Consider the following 20,130-nt stretch of genomic DNA (forward strand, 5'->3'; position numbering starts at 1 on the left):
GGTGTGACTACGGCCCACCCACCGGCAACTCCACGGACACAGTGGTGCCGGCCCCGAGGGTGGAATCCAGCAGGAGGCGGCCCATGTGGCGGCTGATGATGTCGTGCGCTATCGCCAGTCCAAGCCCACTGCCGGGGACCGCTGCGGATGTGGCGTTGGAGGCCCGGTAGAAGCGGGTGAAGATGTGGGGGAGATCGTGTTCGGGGATGCCCAGGCCGTTGTCTGCGATCCTTACCAGCGCCAGCCCGCCGCCCTCCGAGTCCGTGACGGAACTGGTGATGCCCACCCTGCCGCCTTCGGGCGTGAACTTGATGGCGTTGGCCACGATGTTGGTGAACACCTGCTCCAGCTTCGCTTCGTCGGCCGTGACCTCGATGTCGTCAGTCCCTTCGGTGAAGGACAACGAGACGTGGCGGGACTCTGCCAGTGGCCGAAGCGTGGCCACCACCACCTGGAGGAGCTTGGCAATATCCACCGGTTTGAGGTCCAGGTTGCTGCCGTCCTGCATGGACACGGTCAGCATGTCCTCGATGAGCCTGCGGAGGCGGGTGGAGTTCCGGGCGATGACGTCCAGCATCTTCCTGATGCCGTCGGGAACCGGCCCGCCGGATCCGTCCTGGATCATGTCCAGATAAGCGGTGATGGAGGTCAGCGGTGTCCGGAGTTCATGGTTGACGGTGGCCAGGAAGTCGGTCTTGGCTTTGTCCAGCTGCCTTAGCTGGTGCAGGACCCGCTGTTGGGCACTGATGAGGTGGCCTTGGATGAGCCCGTGGGCCACGTTCCCGGCCACGTGTTGCATCAACGCGATTTCGGGTCGGGTCCAATCGTGCCGTTCCTGGATGGTGGAGAGCAGGATGATGCCCAACGCGGTGGCTCCCTCACCCACGGGGAGAAGGACGGTGGACACAGGGTTGAGCTCGCCGGACCACTCCCGCAGGGCCTTGGCGATCCTGGAGTCGGGGTCTTCGCGGTGGTCCGCGACCGCCAGGACATCCGCATCCGCCCACAGTCTGTTGGCCGCCTCGATAATGGCGTTTTCGCTCTCACCCAGCCTCGCGGGAAGCAACGGAAGTCCGGGGCGGTTCCACTGTGCACGAATGCTGGGAACGCGTTCGTCGCGGAAGGTAGCAAACCAGACGTGGTCCACGTCCAGCGCCTCACCGAAGCCGCGCACCACATGGTCTGAGATCAATTGGGGATCGTTGGTCTCCCGGATCGCCGAGGAGACATTGCGGAGGCTTTCGCGCAGTGCTTCGATTTCGCCGCGGGAACGAGCGCGCTCGGCGGCGCGGCCGATCAGGGTTTCAACCCGGTGGACCAGTTCCCCGGATCGCACGGGACTGATGACGTAGTCCGCTACGCGCCAGGATTCCACTTCCTGGAGATCCAGGGATTCCTGGGAGTCAAGGATCAGCAGCATGGGCACCCCGGGGCTGCGCAGTCCGTGTGCCAGGGAACTCTCAGCCACCGCTACCGAGGGGGTGTAGTGCTGGAGATGGGCGGCCAGGGTCGCGGCATCCACGGCAGGGAAAATGTTGAATCCCGCTGCGGCAAGGGCGGCCGTCGTCGCGGCCAAGCGGTCCTGGTCTGAGTCCGCCACTACGGCGGAGCGGGCATGCTGTACGCCGGCAACGGTCTCGCCCACTGAGCCCCTTCCGTTCCAACGGTTCATTCACGGTGTTTTCATGATGTGGCAACACCCTATCAGCGGCATTGCGGCCAAAGGTGACCATGTGTCAAATGCGATGGATGAGTCCTGGGACACATCTTTACTTTGCCTTTGGGATTCGACAGCCTTGATGTGTCAGCAGAGGGAACCGCTGCAGCAGTACCAACCGCGCAAGGAGCACTGTGGACCACCCAGCAACACCGCAGGACCACCAACAGGTGACATTTGAGCTGGAGCTCGAAGAACCAGGCATTCTTCGCCTGACGTGGCCGCGCGGGGCAAAAATCAAGGAACCTGACGCTCAGCGGGCCATGGACCGGGTGAACGAGCTCTGCGGCGAGGAACGCCATCCCATGATCGTGGACATGGCCACCACGGACGATGTCACCCGGGGTGCCCGTTCCGTGTTTGCCAAACCGTGCCAGGCCAACCGCATCGCGCTCTGGGGCTCATCTCCGGTGGACAGGGTCATTGCCAACTTTTTTCTGGGCATCATGAAGCCACCGTGCCCCACCAAGTTCTTCACATCTGAAACAGAGGCGCTGGAGTGGCTGGTGGAGGCATAGCGCCACCTATATTTGGAGAATGTTCTCCGCTTTGAGGAAGTACCTGCTGATTCCCCGCCTCATCAGGCTCTCTTCCGCTGCGCCCAAGGATCCCCGCACTGCCTGGGACCGGTTCTGGGGCGATATCCGCTCGACCGGTGCCACTGGCGACGTCCTGTGGGACTCGGGCAGCGACCATGAACTCAACGGCTACCTCCCTCAAATGGCGCAGTTGGACCCTTCCTTGCCCGTGGTGGACGTCGGATGCGGCAACGGCAGTTTCACGCGCTTGCTGACGCAGCACTTCCCGCACGCTCTCGGGTTGGATTACTCTGCAAACGCGGTTGAGCGGGCACGGCAGGAGTCAACAGGAATCACGACGGCGTCATATGCGGTCTGCGACATGACGGCACCGGACGCAGCGCAGACTGTCGCTACGGCCCTTGAAGCGGCAGGCTGGACGGGGGACGCGAACGTCTTCATCCGTGGTGTCCTGCACGTTCTGGACCGAAGCGGCCGCGCCGCGTTGGCTGCGAACCTGCTGCCCGTCGTCGGGACCCGCGGCGGCGTGTTCCTGGCTGAAACCAATTTTCCGGGTACGCCGGTGGACTACGTCAGCCATCTGGGCGCCACCCGCAAGTCCATCCCCGCCCCGTTGGAGTGGGCCATCCGCGGGCTGCCGATGCCTGGCCGGTTCGGGGCGGCACAGCGGGCCAAAGCCTTCGCGGCGTCGGACTGGAGCCTTGTGGAGGAAGGCCCGGCGAGCATCGAGACGCGCCCGCTGAGCAACCCATCCACCCCGGACCTGATCCCTGGCTACTTCGCGCTGCTCCGGGCCCGCCGGCGCTGAGAGTTTTTGTACAGCAGATGCCCTCAAAAGGCCTTCATGAGGGCATCTGCTGTACAAAAACTCCTACTTCAGGCCGGCTCCCGGCAGGAGTTCGGTGGCTCCGAGGGAGTCGGCGACGAACGCGTAGTCCCAGGCCCGCTCACGCCACTGGACGTACCGGCCCGAGGCTCCGCCGTGTCCGCCGTCCATTTCGATCTTCATGACGATCGGCTCGGAACCCGTGGACACGGAGCGCAGTGCCTGAACCCATTTGGCAGGCTCGACATACAGCACCCGGGTGTCATTGAAGGATGTCACCGCAGCGATCCTGGGGTAGGCAACGGCCCCCACATTCTCGTACGGAGTGTAGGACTTCATGTAGGCGTAGGCCTCGGGGTCCGTGATCGGGTTGCCCCATTCCTCCCATTCCAGGGCGGACAGCGGAAGCTCGGGATCCAGGATGGTGGTCAGGGCATCCACGAACGGCACCTGTGCCACCACGGCAGCATATTTTTCCGGGGCCATGTTGGCGACTGCACCCATGAGCAAGCCTCCCGCAGACCCACCCATCGCCGCGATTCGGGACGGGTCAACCCATCCCGATCCAGCCAGCCAATCCGTGGCCGCGATGAAGTCCGTGAAGGTGTTCTTCTTGGTGAGCTTCTTGCCATCCTCGTACCACTGGCGGCCCAATTCGCCGCCGCCCCGGATGTGGGCGATCACCATGACAATGCCGCGGTCCAGGAGGGACAAGCGGGCCACGCCGAAGCCCGGATCCATGCTCATCTCGTACGAGCCATAGCCGTACACCAGGCCAGCGTTCCTGGAATCCTGCCGGACCGACGCGTGACGCAGCACTGACAGCGGGACCCTGGTGCCGTCGTCGGCCGTTGCCCATTCGCGGGTGGCCACGTAATCCTGCGCCGTGTAGCCGCCCAGGACGGGGCTTTCCTTGCGGAGGAGCAACTGGCCGGCGGGAAGTCCGGCGGTGGGGAGCACAAAGTCGTAGACGCGCGACGGCGTGAAGTAGGACGTGTAGCCCATGCGGATGACGGGAGCCTCGTAGTCCGAACCTGCCACCCCGGCGGTGTAGAGCTCTTCGTCAAAGGCCGGCTCCACCGGCGCACCCTGGGCCGCTGTGCCGAGGCCGGCCAAGGGCAGGACCTGGACCCGTTCGATGGTGTCCTTCCGGACGGACAGCACCAGGTGCGTGGACGTCACGCCGGCGCCGTTGACCCGGACGTCGTTGGAATGTTCGACGACGGTGCGCCAGTTCTGCTCTGCCAGCGGCTTGGTCACCTCAGCGGGGTTCACCAGGCTGACCATCGAGTTGATGGCGTCCTTGTTGTGGGTCAGGAGAAGGGTTTCCTTGCCGTCCAGGAGGAAGGGCTCGGCCTCGTACAGGATGTGGTGGTCGCGGGAGATCACCGTGCTGAGTCCGGCGTCGTAGTCGTCGAAGCGGAGCAGTTGCGTTTCGCTGAACTCCGAGCAGCCGATGCTGAGCACCAGGTGGCGGCGGTCCGCGGAGAGATCGAACCCCAGCCACATCGCGACGTCGTCCTCCTGGTAGAGAACCTCATCCTCGGCCACCGGCGTACCAAGGACGTGCGCCTTCACCTGGTAGGGGCGCCACGAATCATCCACCACGGTGTAGAAGAGACGCGTGCCGTCGGGGGAGAAGGCCACTCCATAGAAGATGTCCTCAATAACGTCCGGGAGGAGCTCCCCGGTGCGCAGGTCCTTGATCCTGAGGGTGAACCGTTCATCGCCTGAGTTGTCCACGGCGTAGGCGTAAAGGTTGCCGTCCACCGTCACCGCAGCACCGCCCACGCTGAAGAACGGTTGGCCCTCAGCTTCGATGTTGCCGTCCAGGAGGATCTGTTCGCCGTCGATTTCCACGCCGGGCTCCACGGACGGGGGCGTCCAGTCCGCTACGGGGTCCCCGGTGTTGTGGGCCAGGACGCGGCACTGGATGCTGTACTCCTTGCCTTCCACCGAACGGCTGTAGTACCACCAGCCGTCCTTGCGGCTGGGCACGGACAGATCCGTTTCCTGGGTGCGGCCCTTGATTTCTTGGAACATGGCTTCCCGCAACGGCTCCTGGTGCGCTGTGACGGCTTCCTGGTAGGCGTTCTCTGCCTTCAGGAGGTCCACCACTTCAGCGGATTCCTTGTCCCTGAGCCACTCGTAGTTGTCCATAAAAACGTCGCCGTGGTGTTCACGGCGCGTGGGGACCCGCTTGGCGACAGGAGGCACCGCTGTTGATTCCGGAGCAGCGGCAGGGACGGAAGATGTGTGGCTCATGTGGCCACTCTATAGACGGGCTCAGACAAGGAACCAGCAATTTCGCTCAGAGCGCCCGGCTCCGCTCCCAGTATTGAGAGTGGTCCATGACTTGGAGCACTACGGCTGGATTGGCGTCATGACTTCCGTGGTGCCCCCACTCCTTATATTGCGAGCACGTTTTTGTGCCGTACCCGGATATATGGAGGTTCAGATGGTCCTTCTTCAACAGCACAGTGTGCACATAGGCAAGAGAGGGAGTGTGCAGGCACGCCGACATTCAGACTCGCTGCGCCGCTCCCGCGTGGATTTGGAGGTGGTCATTCCCGCCTACAACGAGGCCGCGAGAATCCCCGACACCTTGAAACAGACGGTCGATTTCCTGGCCAACCAGCCGTGGTCTTCGCGGATTGTTGTGGTGGACAACGGAAGCGTTGATGAGACCGCTGCAGTGGTCCGCAGGATCTCCCGGGAAGAGGGGGACGCCGTTCCCATTTCCGTGGTGGGGTGCTCACGGAAGGGGAAGGGAGCGGCAGTCCGTCGCGGCCTCCTTAGCGGCACGTCCAGGTTCACGGGCTTTTTCGACGCCGACCTCGCCACGCCGCTGGAAACACTCACCGAGGCCATGGCCCATCTCTCCGATGGCGCGGCAGCGGTGATCGCTTCCCGCCATGCACCCGGCTCAACCCTGGTCCGGCCCCAACACCTCGGACGAAGGGTGGGAGGCTCTGCCTTCCGGGCGCTGACCAAGTCAAAGGTCAAGGGCATACGGGACACTCAGTGCGGCTTCAAATTCTTCGAACGCGATGCCCTCACCGCAGCCATGGTGCAGTGCCGCAGTACCGGGTTCGCCTTCGACGTTGAGCTTCTGCTGCGCCTGCAGGACAACAACGTCAGTATTGTCGAACTTCCTGTGGCATGGACCGATGGAGCTGCATCTACGTTCCGCCCCTTCCAGGACGGGGTAGCCAGTTTTGCCTCGGTGATCCAACTCCAGAGGGCAACACCATGATGTCCGGCCTTCCCGACATCAACTCTCCGACCCTTCTCGCAGGAAAGCACGTGCTGGTCCTGAACTGGCGCGACGTCCAGCATTCACAAGCCGGGGGCGCCGAGCAGTACATGCACGAGATTTCCAAGAGGTGGGTGCAGAACGGCGTCCACGTCACCTGGTTTACAGGGCGCGACGACGGCCAGTCACCTGAGGATGTCATTGACGGCATCCGCATTCTGCGCGGAGGCGGGGCCCTGTCCATTTATGGACATGCCGCGCTCCGGCTTGTGCGGACCGGCGGGCAATTTGATGCCGTGGTGGACTGCCAGAACGGGATACCGTTCTTTTCGCCCTTGTTCCTGCCACGGAACCTGCCGATCATCCAGGTGATCCACCACGTCCACCAGGAACAGTTCCGCACCAGGTTCTCTCCGCCTTTGGCCGCCGTGGGCCGGTTCCTGGAAAGTTCGGGAGCCAAGACGGTGTACGGCCAGCGTTCCATTGTGGCGGTCTCGCCCTCCACACGGCTGGAACTGAGGAAACTCGGGTTCTCCGGTCCTGTCCACGTGGTTCCGAACGGAACCATCGACATTCCGGAGGAGGTTGCCGCCCGCGCGCCCCACCCGACCATCGCCGTCGTCAGCCGCTTGGTGCCGCATAAGAGGCTGGACCTGCTGATGGGCCAGTTTGCCGTGGCAGTGCGAAGCATTCCCAAACTGAGGATGGACATCGTGGGGGACGGCCCGGAACGGGCCCGGTTGCAGCAGTTGGCCATGGACCTCGGCCTGGACCACGCAGTAACGTTCCACGGCTACCAGCCCAATGAGGTCCGTGACAGGTTGTTGAGCCGGGCTTGGCTGACTGCTTCCACCTCGGCGTCAGAAGGTTGGGGCTGCTCGGTGATCGAAGCCGCCGCATGGGGTGTGCCCTGCCTGGCCCTGCGTGTTCCAGGCATACGGGACTCCGTAGTGGACGGCAGAACCGGTTGGCTGGTGGATACTCCCCAGGAGCTTGGGACCGCAATGGTTGAGGCCCTCACCGCCTTGAGTGAGCCGGACTCGGAAGCGGTGGTCTCAGCGGAGTGCCGGGAATGGGCCCGCTGCTTCACCTGGGACCGCAGCACCAGACTGCTCACTGGAGCCCTGATGGAAGAGGAGAAGATACGGCGCGACGGCGGGGATCCTCGTTCGTTCCACTCTGACCTTTCCACCCTGGTCCGGTTCGTGTTGCCTGAAGATGCCGATCTTCAGTCCATCCTGCACCGGACGGATGAGGTTGCCCTTGCGGATGATGGACATGTCGCTGTGCTGCTGAAGGGACGTGACGAGTTCGAGGCCTTCGCGGCAATGCAGAAGATCGGCGTGACTTTTGCGGAACTCCGTTCGGCCGGGCGCACCACTCTGCTGGCCGGCCCCGGGAGCGCCTTCACTCCCGCCGATGCCCTTGATGGCCAGTAACGGACGTTCATCCATGGATTCATCCCAGAAAACAATGACTCTTGATGTGCAGGAACGGCCCAGGGCAAACCGCAGGGCGTCGGACAAAGACCCGGGAATTGCCGCGAACAGCAGCTTCCTCGCAGTGTCGGCAGGGGTTGTTGGCGTCATGAGTTACGCCTGCACCCTCCTCATGGCCACCAAGCTGGACACCGCGGACTACACGATGTTCGCCGCAGCGGCCATGATCCTTGGAGTTGTGGGAATCGTGGCCAATGCTCTGGTCCCGCTTCCTTTGTCCCACGTTGTTGCCGTCCACCCGGCAGGCTCCGAGGAACGGCGTAATGGCGTTGCCTTCTCGGTCTTCGTTTCCTGCCTGACGGGACTTGCCGCGGCAGCGATCTCAGGCAGCGTGACGCTCGCGCTCGCCGACCCCGGCCTGGCCGCAGTGGTGGCGCTTGCAGCCTTCGTCATCTTCATGGCCAATGCACCCGCGGGGTGGCTGCAGGGTGAACTCCGTTTCACTTGGTACGCACTTGCCACGGTCGGTGAGGTTCTCCTCAGGCTCATCTTCAGCGTCGTGGTGATTGCCATGGCCTGGGGTGCGGGGGGAGCGGTCTTCGGCTTCGTCGTGGGATGTCTTGCGCCGTTGGTAGTGCCGTGGTCCTTCTACCGGGACCTGCGGTGGCGTCCGCGGGTTCTGTTGGAGAAGTGGAGATGGGCCGAAACCAGTGACATCGCCTCCGTTCTCGGCGTTGTCTCTGTGTTGGTGGGCGTCGACGTCGTGGTGGTCGGCTTCCTGGACGGCGGCTCGGCCGATGCCGCAGGCTTCCAGGCGCTTGCCACCATCGCCAAAGGGCCGGTCTATGTGGCAGCCGGAACCGCTTTGGTGGCCTTCCCGTTGCTGCGCACGCCCGGTGCCAAAGCAGGTGAGGTCCTGGGTGCTGCCTTTGCCTCGTTCGGGCAACTAGCCGTGGTGGCCTTCGCCATCATCGCTACAGCCCCGCCGTTGATGGCCGGATTCATTGTTCCCCAGAAGTACCACGGCTCCTTGGGGCTCCTGCCATGGCTGGCTGCTTCCGGTCTTGGTTACGCGGTCCTCATGGTCCTGTCCACGGTTCTCCTTGCCGTGCGAGCCTACCGCCGATGCCAGATCGGCCTGGCCTGCGCGAGTGTCCTGGTAGTGGGCGGCCTGTGGGTGGGCTGGCAAGTCAACGCCGTCACCGGCATGGCTGTGGGTTCCGCCGTGGGAGCCGTCGTGGCCGGTGGTGTGCTGGCTCTCCTGGCACGCCCGGTACTCATTGCGGCACACCCCGGCCGGGGAGCCGGCCCGTTCCTGGTTCTGGCCGGCGCCTTGATAGTGGCGCTGGCTGTAGCCGCCCCAGTCCAGCCCTTGGTGTGGCTGGCCCTGGCCACTGTCAGCGGCCTCATGGTTCTCGCTCATCAACGGGGGCTGCTGCCGCACAGAAACGACTTCAAAATTCGACGACGACGGCATGTTGGCGGGCGGTTGGCTGGCACTCGTGCTGGCGGCAGCCGCCGTCGGGGTTTCAATCGCGGAGGTGACCGCCATAGTCACGGCGACCACAGTCCATGGCCTCCCAACGCCCGAAGAATGGAAAGACAGCTATGAGAGTTTTGCATTTGGGATTCGAAGATCCGCGCATGCCGGGGGCCGGCGGGGGATCCGTGCGGACCCACGAAATCAACCGTCGCCTTGCAGGCAAGGGTTATCACATCACGGTGCTCACCACCCGGTATCCGGGCTGGACGGAACGCGTGGAGGACGGCGTGCGTTACGTGCCGATCGGGTACGGATCCGGCCGCAACCGGCTGACCCGGTTGGTGGCGTACGTGGCACGGCTGCCGTTCGAAGTGAGCCGGCGCCGATCATCGGTTGACTTGGTGGTGGAAGATTTCTTCGCCCCGTTTTCCACCATGGCAGCCCCGCTATGGACCCAACGCCCCACCATTGGGGTTGTCCAGTGGCTCCATGCCAGGGACAAGGCCCGGCAGTACAAGTTGCCGCTGCATTGGATGGAGCGGCTGGGGGTACGGAAGCACCGAAGACTCATCGCTGTTTCGCAGGGCATAGCCGAACGGTTGAAGAAACTGAATCCAAACGTTCATGTGGACGTGATCGGCAACGGTGTGGACCCCTGTGTGTGGAGCAACCCGCCGCGCCATGGGAAGGATGTCCTCTTCATCGGTCGTCTGGAGTACGGGCATAAGGGGCTTGACCTCCTCCTGCAGGCTTGGTCCCAAGCGTGCAGCAGGGTTGAGGGAAATCTGCTGATTGCCGGCACCGGTCCGGACGAAGACAGATTGCGTGCAGCCGTCCAGGAAGCCGGTCTGTCCGAACGTGTTCAGCTGCTGGGCTGGTTGTCCGGGGAGAGGAAGTACAAGACCATCAGCGAGGCCCGTCTGGTGGTGGTGCCTTCCCGGCACGAGACGTTCGGCTTGGTGGCCATTGATGCCTTGGCTGCTGGTACGCCAGTGATTGCTTTCGATATCCCGTGCCTCAGAGAGATCCTCCCTGCCGGGACCGGATGGCTTGTCACCCCCTTTGACGTCACTGCTTTCGCCCATCAGATTGCCACCCGCTATTCCCAGCCAGGGCTGGAGCAGGCGGCTGTGGAAGGACGCCGGTTTGCCGCCGGCTACAACTGGGATGCGCTCGCAGACTTGCAGGCTCAGGCCTACGTCACCGCACTGGGTGAATTGAACACCTCCCAACCCCGGCAGGAGCAACTCCGCCGTGCAGAAAGGGCCTGAATGCCGTTCCAATCCAGAGTTGATCGTTCCATGGCCGGAGACGCTCCATGGCTGTTCTTGTCACCCCATCTGGACGATGCTGTGTTGTCCTGCGGGGCTCTCATCGAAGCGCAGGCCCAGAGGCGTCAGATCGTCGTTGCGACTCTTTTCACTGAGTCATCCCCGGCTCCGCACACCCGCGCGGCAGGGTCGTTCCTGCGTCAGTGCACCGTCCCGGATGCCGGGGAACTCTTCGAGGCCAGAAGGTCCGAGGACCGGGCCGTGCTGGAAGACATGGGAGTCCAGTCCCTGCATCTAGGGGAAGTGGATGCGCTGTTTCGACGCCGGAGCAAGCCACCGAAGATGGGAAGCAGTGCCTGGGACAGGCTTCTTCCTGAACTGACGCACAGATACCCCACCTACCGGTTCGACATCGCCTTGGGCAGAATCTCCCGGGGAGACCGGGACATGATACGTCTGCTTCGCACACGGGTCGCCGGGCTCTTGGAACTGACCGGGGCGGAGCTGCTCTTTTGCCCTGCGGGAGTGGGCCGTCACATTGACCATCTGATCACCCGCGACCTTGGCAGGGATCACCCGCTAAATCTCGTGATGTACTCCGACTTTCCCTACGACCTGGTGGCCGGACCGGATGAAGCATACCTGTCCAACAGAGGATTTGTGCGGTGGTCCTGGGACAGGGGCCTGGACACCAAGCCCGGCCGCATCAGGCAGTATGCCACGCAGGCCGACGCCTTGTTTCCCTCAGGGGAGATCCCTCTGATTCCGGAAACCTACTTTGTGCCCGCAGCGCCGTCAGGAGCTCGATGACTTCGCTTCACCGCGCTGATCCGGCACCACTAAGGTTCACTGCACGACGGTCTGCCGGGAAGCGGCGTCAGGCAATCCAGCACCCGCTCTGGGTCGCAGCGCTTGTGGGAGTGCTGGCTCTGGTATTTCGGGTATTCGGGGTCCAGCGGGCAAACGATGTCTTCATCGACGAAGTGACGTACGCAGATCTGGCCCAACAAATGGCAGACGGGCAGATGCCAACAATTCTGGGCACTCCCTTTTTCCTGCATCCTCCGGGCACCTACGCCCTCAACGCCCTGGTCATCCGTGGCTTGGGCCTTCAAGGAAGTTCGATGGACCTGGCGCTGCAATTGCGGTGGGTCAACGGCATCCTGGGGGCCGTGACGGTGGTCGTGTGCTTCCTGGTGGTTCGCCGCCTGGTGGGCATCGGAGCTGCCGCAGTGGCAGGAGTGGTCCTGGCAAGCGATCCCTTTGTGCTCCGCATGGATGGCCGTTTGATGATGGAGACGCCGGCAGGTTTGGCCGTTCTGACGGGCTGGCTCCTGGTCCTCGTGGTGCTTGACCGCCGGAAAGGACGGGCACGTCTGTGGCTGGAAATCAGCGCCGGCCTGGTGTTCGGGCTGGCCATCGTCATGAAGGACATGACGGCCGTGTTCACCGTGGTTCCGCTCGTCGCCGGCGTGTTCTGGCGCAGAACCATACCGCCATTCACTGCCTGGCGGATTCTCGCCTCAGCCTTGGTTCCCTATGCGGTGTACTTGGGCTTGCTGACCGCCATGGGACTTCTTCCACAGTTCGTCGACCAAAAATCGGTTGGCATTCTGAGGATGGTAGGTGCCGTTCAGATGACCGGTTTCAATTCGGTCTCCGAGGTAAGCCTCGCAGACCGCCTGGTGGATCTAGTGGGACGGTTCGGCACCAGCTACATGCTCTTGGGACTTTCCGTACTGGCCGGCGCCGTTGCCGCCACATCGCCTGCGGCAAATCGCCGCGTTGTCGGTTTGTTCTCGATATTCACAGGCCTGGTTGGGGTCTACTCGGTCTTTTTTGGTGCTGCAGAAGAACAATTTGGTTACTGCGTGGTCCTTGCAGGCGTGGTCTCACTACCCGTGGCTGTAGTGATGGTTGTGTCGTGGCGGCCCCGGCTGGGACGGTTGGTGGTTGTTGCGACGGCACTCATCACTGCCCTCAGTCTTTTCCTTGGGGTTCAAGCACGCTCCGTGGTGGATGACGGGCTCATCCAGGCCAGGAATTGGATGATTGCCGAGCTGCCCGCGTCGGCAAGAGTGGGCTTGACATCCGTGACGGGTGAATTCGCCTTGCTTCCGCATGAGAACTGGGAGGTCCTGCCCTCGTTGGAATCCTTGAGGGACGGGGACGCCCAGTACGTTCTGACCCAAGGCAGGCAGCTAAGCCAAGGGTACGGTTTTGCTTCTCCTGGCTTTTTGGACTGGCTGCAGAACAATGCCCGGCCCGTCTTTACCTTTAGTGGACCAACGTCGGGTGAGACCGTGGTGTGGCGATTGGATCGAACCAAGCTGGAGGCGGCCGTTTCAGGCGGACTGGTACTGCCGCCTGTATCAGGTGGGTACAGGTGAAGCGCGTGGCCCTTTCGCTGGTGCTGTCGATCGTGATGGCTGCCATGACTGCCGGATGCAGCGCTGGCTCCCAGCGTGCAGTACCGGAGCCTTTGGCATTTGGAGTTTTAGGCGCAACCTGTGAACCTCAACGCCTCGCGGCCCTTCGCCAGGCCGGGGTTTCGATCGTGGAACTGCCTGTGGCTTGGGACCGTTTCGAGCCTCGCCAGGGAAGGGTGGACGGCCGGTATGTTGCCGCCGTCGTGGCACAGCTGGAGCAGTGCCGTCAGGCCCGCATCAAGGTGATTTTGTCCCCCGGTCTGCACTACCCGCCCGCATGGGTACGAGGACTGCCTGGTGGTGAGTTGAGGGGAAGCAAGGGAGGCGTGCCACGGGGCAGCGGTGCCGAGCTGATCTTCAGCTCCGAGGTGAGAAAAGCCGCCCACAGGTACTTGTCGCGCCTTGTCTTGCGATTAGGGGTGGACCAAGGAATGGAGAATATTGCAGCAATAAGGGTCGGGACAAACTCGAGCGGGGAACTGGGGTATCCGGGGCCAGACGACGGTGGCAACGAGCGCGAGTTTTGGGCGTTCGGCGACGCTCCACAAAAGGGCACGGGTTTAGCCGAAGGGGTGGCACTCTCCCCGATGCCGGGATGGGTGCCCGGCTCGGCTGTATGGAATGGCCGGGCTGTGACTGGCCAACAGGTCCATGAGTGGTGGGATTGGTACACCGGATCGGCTGTGGAAGCAGTGGTCTGGCAGGTCAAGGCGTTGCGTAGTCTGGGTTATCAGGGACGGGTCCACGTTCCTGTCGCAGGCCGCGGCGTCCTGCCTGCTGACAAAGCAAAGGCTGTTGCCGGGCATCTGGATGGGCGGGCGAACCCTGATGGTGCCCAGGAGCGTGGCCTGGATTACCTGGCACAGTTCGCCGTCTTGTCGATGGTTACCGGCGTGGACGTGGACTTCACCGGGCTGGATGACGTCTCAGCAGCCGCGGCCCGTTCCACCGTTCCGCGCCAGGATCGGTGCAGCCCCGGCGACGAAGAGAAGGCGGTCAAGGAAGACGTCTCATCGTGGTCCTCGCAGCGGTATACGAGCGCCTTGGCCCGACGCGCGGGACTCGGCTTGGTGGGGGAGAACCCCGGTCCGCCGGACTTCCCGTTTACGGGCGGCTCCTCATTGTCGGACAGTCTTGCCGAACAACTGCGGACCGCTCCCGGCTACGCCGTGGACTGTGGAATGACCATGTTCCTGTTCGGCTTTGAAGAGAATTTGTTCGACGACGGCGAAGGTGGGGTCACCTTGGATGACTACAAAGAGGTCATCCAGCAGAGCCACTGATTCTGGCGGCAGTCCCCGGGCCGGGGTCATGTTCGGCGAGCTGCGCTCACTTATTAGATGAGTCGGCCGCGGACCCCGCTGCCGACCACAGGGTGGACGCCGGAATTGCGTACATAGCGTTGTCGCCTTGCTGACAAGGTTCGATGAGGAGAACATCCATGACCAATGGCAAAAATGCCGCCGTACCCATGCCCCTGTCACCCAGCGGTGCAGAGGGCGGCACTTCCTTCACAGCTGCCCGGCCATTGCGCCGTGAGGGTCGGCGGAAACAGGGTCCACCTCGACTCCTTTCGGCCGTAGGCCCCATGCTCTTGTTACTGACGTCGATGGCGCCCGTTGCCATCCCGGCGGCAGCGGCTATGCCGGTTCGGAGTTCGCTGCCCGTTGCCGCGGCGCCCGTTGCCGCGGCGCCCTCTGCCTGTGCCCAGAGCGGCACCACAGGCAGTAGTGCCACCAGCGCCTACGCAGTCACTGCCACCCCCAACGACTCCATTGATGACACCGCAAACATCCAGGGCAGAATCAACGCGGCGGGTATTGCCGGCGGAGGAGTGGTGAAACTCTCAACGGGAACCTACATCATCAATGGAAAACTGCAGATGCAAAACAACGTCACGCTTGAAGGCCAGGGGCCGGGCACAATCCTCAAGGCCGGTCCTTCGTTCACGAACAACACCGGACCTGCTGGCGGATATCCCCTGGTGACTACGGCGGGTGCAGACAATACAACGCTGTCGCACTTCACCGCGGACCACTCCGGGGACACCTTGAACGGCAATGTTGTGGGACGCCTCAATGAGTACGTGATTGATGTCCGCGAGTCCAGGAATTCACTCGTCCAAGACGTCCATACCAAGAACCCCTTCACTTACTCGATCGCCTTTGTTGGCGGTTCCGGATGGTGTGTCAGGGACAGCAGCACCCAGTCAGCCACCAACGGTAAGTACGTGGAGCTGGACGGCATCCACGCGATGAACACCAGTGACGGTGACATCGTGGGAAACATAGTGGATCAGCGCAAAGGCACGGATGGTGACGACGGTATAGCTGTCCACACATTTGGCGACGAAGACGTTCACGACATCCGGATCGCCAACAACAATGTGCGTGGAGGCCGGCATGGTGCCGGGATCGACCTCGCCGGAGGATCCGGCGTCATCTACAACATCAATCTCACGGGTAACACTGTCTGGGGCTCTCCGCGTGGGTTACACGACGCATACTATGACGGCACGGAGCACATCCACCACATACAAATTGTGGGCAACACCTTTATGAATAACGACATCAAGACAACGGGCGGTGCCGTTGACTTCGAAAGGCCAGTGACGTACGTGACGATGACGGACAACACCGCGTGCAACTCGGGGGACTATCGTCTTCCTTCAGGTACAGGGAACATCAACGCCCGGAATACCTATACTGCGTTGTGCTGATGAGATCCACTGACCCTGTTCATTCCATGCGGAGCGCGCTGGCCAGGTTCACCCGGTTTCGGCCGGAGGCCTTCGCCGCGTAGAGGGCAAGATCGGCTTCACGCAGGAGTTGCTCGCTGCCTGCCCGGTGCCCGTCCGTGAAGGCCGAGACTCCGGCGCTGATGGTCAGGACACCGTCCGGATCTCCGGAGTGCTCGATCCGCAGGTCATGGACCGCGGACCGGACACGTTCCATGACGGAAGCGGCGGTGGCAGGGGACTGGTCTTGCAGGACCAAGAGGAACTCTTCGCCACCAAAGCGGTAGACGGCGTCGGCTTTCCGGACTTCGCGGGCAAGGGTTGTTGCGATCGCCACCAGCGCGGCATCACCGGCCTGGTGCCCGTAGATGTCGTTGTAGCTCTTGAAGTTGTCCACGTCCACCATCGCAAGGCAGTAATCGTGATCATCGAGGCTGTGCAGCAGGCCCAGGTCCTCCGTGAGTTTCAGGCGGTTGTGCAGCTTGGTGAGGGGGTCCGTGCGCGCTTGCTCGGTCAGTGCCGATCGGTAGCGGGCAAGGTCTGCGTGCAAGGATGTGATCCGCTGGGCAGCCAGGAGCCTGATGTGAAGGCTGAACGGGTCCAAGGGCTTGGTGACGTAGTCGTCCGCACCGGCCTCCATGCCTGCCAGCACATCCTTCCGGGAACCGTGCGAGGTCACCAGGATGATGTACGTGTAGCTGTCCTCCTCGGACGCGCGGATGGCGCGGCAGAGGTCCAGCCCGTTGAGGCCGGGCATCATGAGGTCCGTAACTACGGCTTCGGGGCCGTGCTCCTGGTACAGCTGCCAGGCCGAGTCGCCATCCTCCGCCACGATGCACTCATGGCCGGACTGCTCGACGGCGGCTTTGGTGATCATCCGGGAGATCTGGTCGTCGTCGGCGATCAGGACTTTCATGAAGCTCCTTGGAGAGTGCGTTCGAGGGCAACGTCCACCTGCTCGAGTTCTGACTGCAATTGCGTGAGCACCGGCATGCCGATTGAAGCCAGGTCCGGTCCCGCCTCGCGGCCGAACCGCTCCAGATCCTTGCACAGCACCGCGGCGCCGGCTGCTCCGATGTTGGAGGCCGCACCGGCGAGTTTATGTGCGGCCGCTTCCACGGCAGCGGCTTGCCCCGCCCCCAGCGCGGTACGCAGTGCCTCCAAGGTGGTTTGGGCGTCCTGCCGGAAAGCCCGGATAGCGTCGGGCAAGAGGCCCAGGCCGTCCGCCGGCCCAAGCTCGCGGAGGATCTGCAGCCGGTCAGCGTCAAGAACCACAGCGTCGGGAACAGCAGCCTCTTCACTACCAGCGTTCGACGCCGATGCTGCCGCCGGCATACGTTCGACGCCCGCCGGCACCTCCGCGACGCCCACCGCCGCTCCGGGCACAGAGCCGCCCACCGCCGTCGACGTTTGCTCTTGATCCGGAACCCATCGCGTCAGCACCGCGGCGAGCTTGGCGAGGTCCACGGGTTTGCTGAGGTAGTCGTCCATGCCGGCGGCGAAGCAGCGCTCGCGGTCCTCATCCAGTGCCCCTGCAGTCATGGCGATGATGGGAATGCGGGCGGCGTGACCGTTCCGGGCGCGGATGGCCCGGGTGGCGTCGAAGCCGTCCATCACGGGCATGTGGCAGTCCATGAGTACGGCTGCGTACCTTCCGGACAGGGCTGCGGTCACTGCTTTGGCGCCGTCGTCCACAATGTCAACGTCGTAACCCAGCCTGTTGGCCATCCCTCGGGCTACCAACTGGTTGACCTCGTTGTCTTCGGCCACCAGGAGTTTGCCCTGCTGTGGCACCGGTTCGGCCAATGCAGCTGCATCCAACTGCACGGGTTGCGCAGGTGATCCCACGGTCCGGGTGGCCATCAGGCGCAGGAGGCGGTTGTAGAACTCTGAACTTCGCACGGGTTTGGTGAGGTATTCGCGGATTCCCGCGCTGACAAGATCCACCCTTTCCACCTGCATGGTGGAAGTCAGCAGGATGATTCCCGGCGATCCGGAGCCGTGACTCTCGCCCTTGATCTGGCGCGCCAGCTCCAAGCCGTCGGTATCGGGCATGCACATGTCCACCACGGCGATGTCATACGGGTGTTGTGTTAACACGGCTGTGCGGTATTCCTCCATTGCGGAAGCTGCGTCCGCGACAGCCACCGGCTGCATGCCCCAACTGGCCAATTGCTTTTCCAGCACCAGGCGGTTGGTGGCATTGTCGTCCACCACCAGGACCCTGCGGCCGGCGAGCGTAGCCGGCAGGGTCCCTGTGTCGGAAGCGTCCGGGCCAATGGGAAGGTCCAGGACAAACCAGAATTTGCTGCCTGTTCCCGGCTCGCTTTCCAGTCCGATGCTCCCGTCCATGACTTCGGTGAGGCGCCGGGAGATGGCCAAGCCCAGCCCCGTGCCTCCGTACCGGCGGGTGGTGGAGGCGTCGGCTTGGGCGAAAGATTCGAACAGCCGGTGATGGTCCTCGGCGCTGATTCCAATGCCGGTATCCCTGACTTCGAACCGCAGTGAGGCGTTGTCTGCATCCCGGCTGACCATGGAGATCTGGATTTCGACTTCGCCGGCAGGGGTGAACTTGACCGCGTTGGAGGACAGGTTCAACAGGATCTGCCGGATGCGTCCGGCGTCGCCCATCAGGCGTGCCGGTACGTCGGGGTGGCAGTAGGAGATGAGTTCCAGATTTTTGCCCTGGGCCGCCTCCGCAACCAACCCGGCCACCTCGTCCACCAAAGACCGGGGGTCGAAGGAGGTGACGTCCAGGTCCACTTTCCCGGCCTCCAGTTTGGAGAAGTCCAGGATGTCGTTGATCAGGGTCAGCAAAACCTCGCCGGCGCCTTTAACGCCCTGTGCGTATTGCCTCTGGCCCTCGCTGAGCGGCGTGTCCATCATGAGCGAGGTCAGCCCGATCACCGCGTTGAGGGGAGTGCGGATCTCGTGGCTCATGGTGGCCAGGAACTCGGACTTGAGCCTGCTCGCTTCCAGCGCCGCCTCACGTGCTGCAAGCAGCTCGACCTCGGCAGCCCTGCGCTCGGTGATGTCGCGGGAGATGGTGGCGACTCCGCTGATGCCGCCCTCGCCGCGGACGGGGGACAGGGTTACCGAGACGGGGATGGTGGCGCCGTCGCCGCGTTTGCGTTCCGTCTCATAGTTCTGCACTTCACCGCTCCGGGCGGTGGATTTCAAAGCTTGCCGTTCTTTCTCCAGCAGGTGGGCCGGGACAAAGAAATCGCCCTTCCTGCCGATGGCTTCCGACGCCTGGTACCCGAAGATACGCTCCGCCCCGGGGTTCCAGCTGGTGATGACGCCATCGGGTGTTTCACCGATGATGGCATCGCCGGAGGAGTTGACGATTGCACCCAGCCCTTCAAGTTGGGCAGTCCGTTCGGCCACCTTCGATTCAAGGTCCCGGGTCAGCGTCACATTTTCGACGACGATCAGCACCTGCCGCACAATCACGAAGACCACCACCACCAACCCGGTGACCAGCAGGACGGGATCCGTCCCAATAGGGCGGCTGCGGGAGAAGAACACTGCACTGAAGACGGGCAGGTAGGGGAGCAGTTCGAGGGCCGCGGCATAGGCCCTGCCGTCTTTGCGCGTACTGTCTGCTTCCGGAAGCAAAGGGCTGAGTCCCACCAGCAGGAAGGCGAGAACCCATCCGAACGCCAAAGGTGATCCCGTGACTCCGCTGATGCCTTGGATCGTGAAGCTCATATACGTCAGGTCTGTAATGGCGAGGATCCAGAAGCCAAGGCCCATGCTCAGCCAAGGCAATCTGCGTCCGCGGGCCGCGCGCATGGTCAGCACAATGACCACCGAGACCATGAAGACGTCTGCGATGGGATAGGCCATCTGCGTAATCCGGGCAAACGCGTCCTGGTTCGTGGCTCCGGCCAAGGGACCCAAAAGTGAGCTCCACGCTATGAAGAACGTGGAGCTCGCAACTACTCCGGCGTCCAGGACGGTGCGGCGCAGAGGAAGACGCAGCCCCTGGCCCCTCAGCAGCAGGATCAGGCCAACGGAGGTGGGCAGTGCGTACCAAACAAAGCCAATGTCCGCGAAGGACGGGAAGGGGTATTGGTGGTTCAGAGTGATGCCGTTGAAGGTCCACACCATTTGCCCGGCGCTCCAGATGGCCAGGCCCGCCACTATGAACCAGCGGCCCGTGGACTTGTCTTGTCCTCGCCGGGCCGCGATCGTGTGGGTGGTCAAGGCGGTGAGTACGGCGAGAAGGATCGCCAGGTCACCCGCGAGTTGCGCCGTCGTCGTTCCTGTTCCGCTTGCCAAACCGACGGCCAGCAGCACTAAACAGAACGCAACAGGCACCAAAATCAAGCGCCAGCCATGCCGAGCCGACGAACGCATCGGAAGAACCCCGTGCTTCACTCCTGCCACTGAACCCCTGCCTTCGAAAGTGGCCCCACCAAAAGCGAACA

General features: G+C 63.0%; 14 protein-coding genes. 10 read left to right on the plus strand and 4 right to left on the minus strand.

The window, feature by feature from the left end:
- Positions 1-7 precede the first annotated feature (7 nt).
- The gene (locus ACIQLI_RS03245) at positions 8-1,672 is read right to left on the minus strand and encodes an ATP-binding protein (protein WP_400384917.1); all 1,665 of its coding nucleotides are present in this window, start codon (positions 1,670-1,672) and stop codon (positions 8-10) included.
- A gap of 179 nt (positions 1,673-1,851) precedes the next feature.
- On the opposite strand from ACIQLI_RS03245, the gene ACIQLI_RS03250 reads away from it, so the two are divergent.
- Together ACIQLI_RS03250 and ACIQLI_RS03255 are read left to right on the plus strand one after the other, a co-directional pair.
- Complete coding sequence (locus tag ACIQLI_RS03250) at positions 1,852-2,235, plus strand: STAS/SEC14 domain-containing protein (protein WP_354229554.1); 384 nt, start codon at positions 1,852-1,854, stop codon at positions 2,233-2,235.
- A gap of 19 nt (positions 2,236-2,254) precedes the next feature.
- Positions 2,255-3,064 (plus strand): class I SAM-dependent methyltransferase, encoded by an 810-nt coding sequence (locus ACIQLI_RS03255; protein WP_400384921.1) that lies wholly within the window; start codon positions 2,255-2,257, stop codon positions 3,062-3,064.
- A 63-nt stretch (positions 3,065-3,127) separates the two neighbouring features.
- On the opposite strand, the gene ACIQLI_RS03260 is transcribed toward ACIQLI_RS03255, so the two are convergent.
- Positions 3,128-5,347 carry a S9 family peptidase gene (locus ACIQLI_RS03260; RefSeq protein ID WP_400384923.1) on the minus strand — a complete coding sequence of 740 codons (2,220 nt, stop codon included), beginning with the start codon at positions 5,345-5,347 and terminating at the stop codon, positions 3,128-3,130.
- Between the two features lie 241 nt (positions 5,348-5,588).
- Here ACIQLI_RS03260 and ACIQLI_RS03265 point away from each other — a divergent pair, with 241 nt between their 5' ends.
- The 8 genes from ACIQLI_RS03265 to ACIQLI_RS03300 all read left to right on the plus strand — a co-directional run bounded on the left by ACIQLI_RS03265 (position 5,589) and on the right by ACIQLI_RS03300 (position 15,679).
- Positions 5,589-6,338, plus strand: a complete 750-nt coding sequence (locus ACIQLI_RS03265) for a glycosyltransferase (RefSeq protein ID WP_400384925.1) — start codon at positions 5,589-5,591, stop codon at positions 6,336-6,338.
- Positions 6,335-7,777, plus strand: a complete 1,443-nt coding sequence (locus ACIQLI_RS03270; RefSeq protein WP_400384927.1) for a glycosyltransferase family 4 protein — start codon at positions 6,335-6,337, stop codon at positions 7,775-7,777. The genes ACIQLI_RS03265 and ACIQLI_RS03270 overlap by 4 nt, the downstream gene beginning before the upstream one ends.
- 34 nt (positions 7,778-7,811) lie before the next feature.
- Positions 7,812-9,389 carry a lipopolysaccharide biosynthesis protein gene (locus ACIQLI_RS03275; protein ID WP_400384929.1) on the plus strand — a complete coding sequence of 526 codons (1,578 nt, stop codon included), beginning with the start codon at positions 7,812-7,814 and terminating at the stop codon, positions 9,387-9,389.
- Positions 9,386-10,531, plus strand: coding sequence for a glycosyltransferase family 4 protein (locus ACIQLI_RS03280; RefSeq protein ID WP_400384932.1), 1,146 nt, complete (start codon positions 9,386-9,388; stop codon positions 10,529-10,531). Before ACIQLI_RS03275 ends, ACIQLI_RS03280 begins: the two co-directional genes overlap by 4 nt.
- 30 nt (positions 10,532-10,561) lie before the next feature.
- Complete coding sequence (locus ACIQLI_RS03285) at positions 10,562-11,341, plus strand: PIG-L deacetylase family protein (RefSeq protein ID WP_400384935.1); 780 nt, start codon at positions 10,562-10,564, stop codon at positions 11,339-11,341.
- Complete coding sequence (locus ACIQLI_RS03290; protein WP_400384938.1) at positions 11,338-12,921, plus strand: ArnT family glycosyltransferase; 1,584 nt, start codon at positions 11,338-11,340, stop codon at positions 12,919-12,921. The genes ACIQLI_RS03285 and ACIQLI_RS03290 overlap by 4 nt, the downstream gene beginning before the upstream one ends.
- Before the next feature lie 5 nt (positions 12,922-12,926).
- On the plus strand, positions 12,927-14,243 hold the full coding sequence (locus ACIQLI_RS03295) for a hypothetical protein (protein ID WP_400384940.1): 1,317 nt from the start codon (positions 12,927-12,929) through the stop codon (positions 14,241-14,243).
- A 158-nt stretch (positions 14,244-14,401) separates the two neighbouring features.
- Positions 14,402-15,679 carry a hypothetical protein gene (locus ACIQLI_RS03300; RefSeq protein WP_400384942.1) on the plus strand — a complete coding sequence of 426 codons (1,278 nt, stop codon included), beginning with the start codon at positions 14,402-14,404 and terminating at the stop codon, positions 15,677-15,679.
- A 19-nt stretch (positions 15,680-15,698) separates the two neighbouring features.
- Here the strand turns inward: ACIQLI_RS03300 and ACIQLI_RS03305 are convergent, their stop codons facing one another.
- Both ACIQLI_RS03305 and ACIQLI_RS03310 read right to left on the minus strand, forming a co-directional pair.
- Complete coding sequence (locus ACIQLI_RS03305) at positions 15,699-16,613, minus strand: diguanylate cyclase (RefSeq protein WP_354229573.1); 915 nt, start codon at positions 16,611-16,613, stop codon at positions 15,699-15,701.
- On the minus strand, positions 16,610-20,059 hold the full coding sequence (locus tag ACIQLI_RS03310) for a response regulator (RefSeq protein WP_400384945.1): 3,450 nt from the start codon (positions 20,057-20,059) through the stop codon (positions 16,610-16,612). The genes ACIQLI_RS03305 and ACIQLI_RS03310 overlap by 4 nt, the downstream gene beginning before the upstream one ends.
- Positions 20,060-20,130: the final 71 nt, after the last annotated feature.

This window comes from Paenarthrobacter sp. NPDC091669 (genome assembly GCF_044756725.1).
In the GTDB taxonomy this organism is placed as follows: Bacteria; Actinomycetota; Actinomycetes; order Actinomycetales; family Micrococcaceae; genus Arthrobacter; species Arthrobacter bambusae_C.

Excerpts from the sequence above, each read along its gene's own strand:
- ACIQLI_RS03300 (WP_400384942.1), top strand. The coding sequence starts at position 14,402 with ATGACCAATGGCAAAAATGCCGCCGTACCCATGCCCCTGTCACCCAGC.
- ACIQLI_RS03275 (WP_400384929.1), top strand. The coding sequence starts at position 7,812 with ATGACTCTTGATGTGCAGGAACGGCCCAGGGCAAACCGCAGGGCGTCG.
- ACIQLI_RS03255 (WP_400384921.1), top strand. The coding sequence starts at position 2,255 with ATGTTCTCCGCTTTGAGGAAGTACCTGCTGATTCCCCGCCTCATCAGG.
- ACIQLI_RS03280 (WP_400384932.1), top strand. The coding sequence starts at position 9,386 with ATGAGAGTTTTGCATTTGGGATTCGAAGATCCGCGCATGCCGGGGGCC.
- ACIQLI_RS03270 (WP_400384927.1), top strand. The coding sequence starts at position 6,335 with ATGATGTCCGGCCTTCCCGACATCAACTCTCCGACCCTTCTCGCAGGA.
- ACIQLI_RS03310 (WP_400384945.1), bottom strand. The coding sequence starts at position 20,059 with ATGCGTTCGTCGGCTCGGCATGGCTGGCGCTTGATTTTGGTGCCTGTT.
- ACIQLI_RS03245 (WP_400384917.1), bottom strand. The coding sequence starts at position 1,672 with ATGAACCGTTGGAACGGAAGGGGCTCAGTGGGCGAGACCGTTGCCGGC.
- ACIQLI_RS03305 (WP_354229573.1), bottom strand. The coding sequence starts at position 16,613 with ATGAAAGTCCTGATCGCCGACGACGACCAGATCTCCCGGATGATCACC.
- ACIQLI_RS03260 (WP_400384923.1), bottom strand. The coding sequence starts at position 5,347 with ATGAGCCACACATCTTCCGTCCCTGCCGCTGCTCCGGAATCAACAGCG.
- ACIQLI_RS03290 (WP_400384938.1), top strand. The coding sequence starts at position 11,338 with ATGACTTCGCTTCACCGCGCTGATCCGGCACCACTAAGGTTCACTGCA.
- ACIQLI_RS03285 (WP_400384935.1), top strand. The coding sequence starts at position 10,562 with ATGGCCGGAGACGCTCCATGGCTGTTCTTGTCACCCCATCTGGACGAT.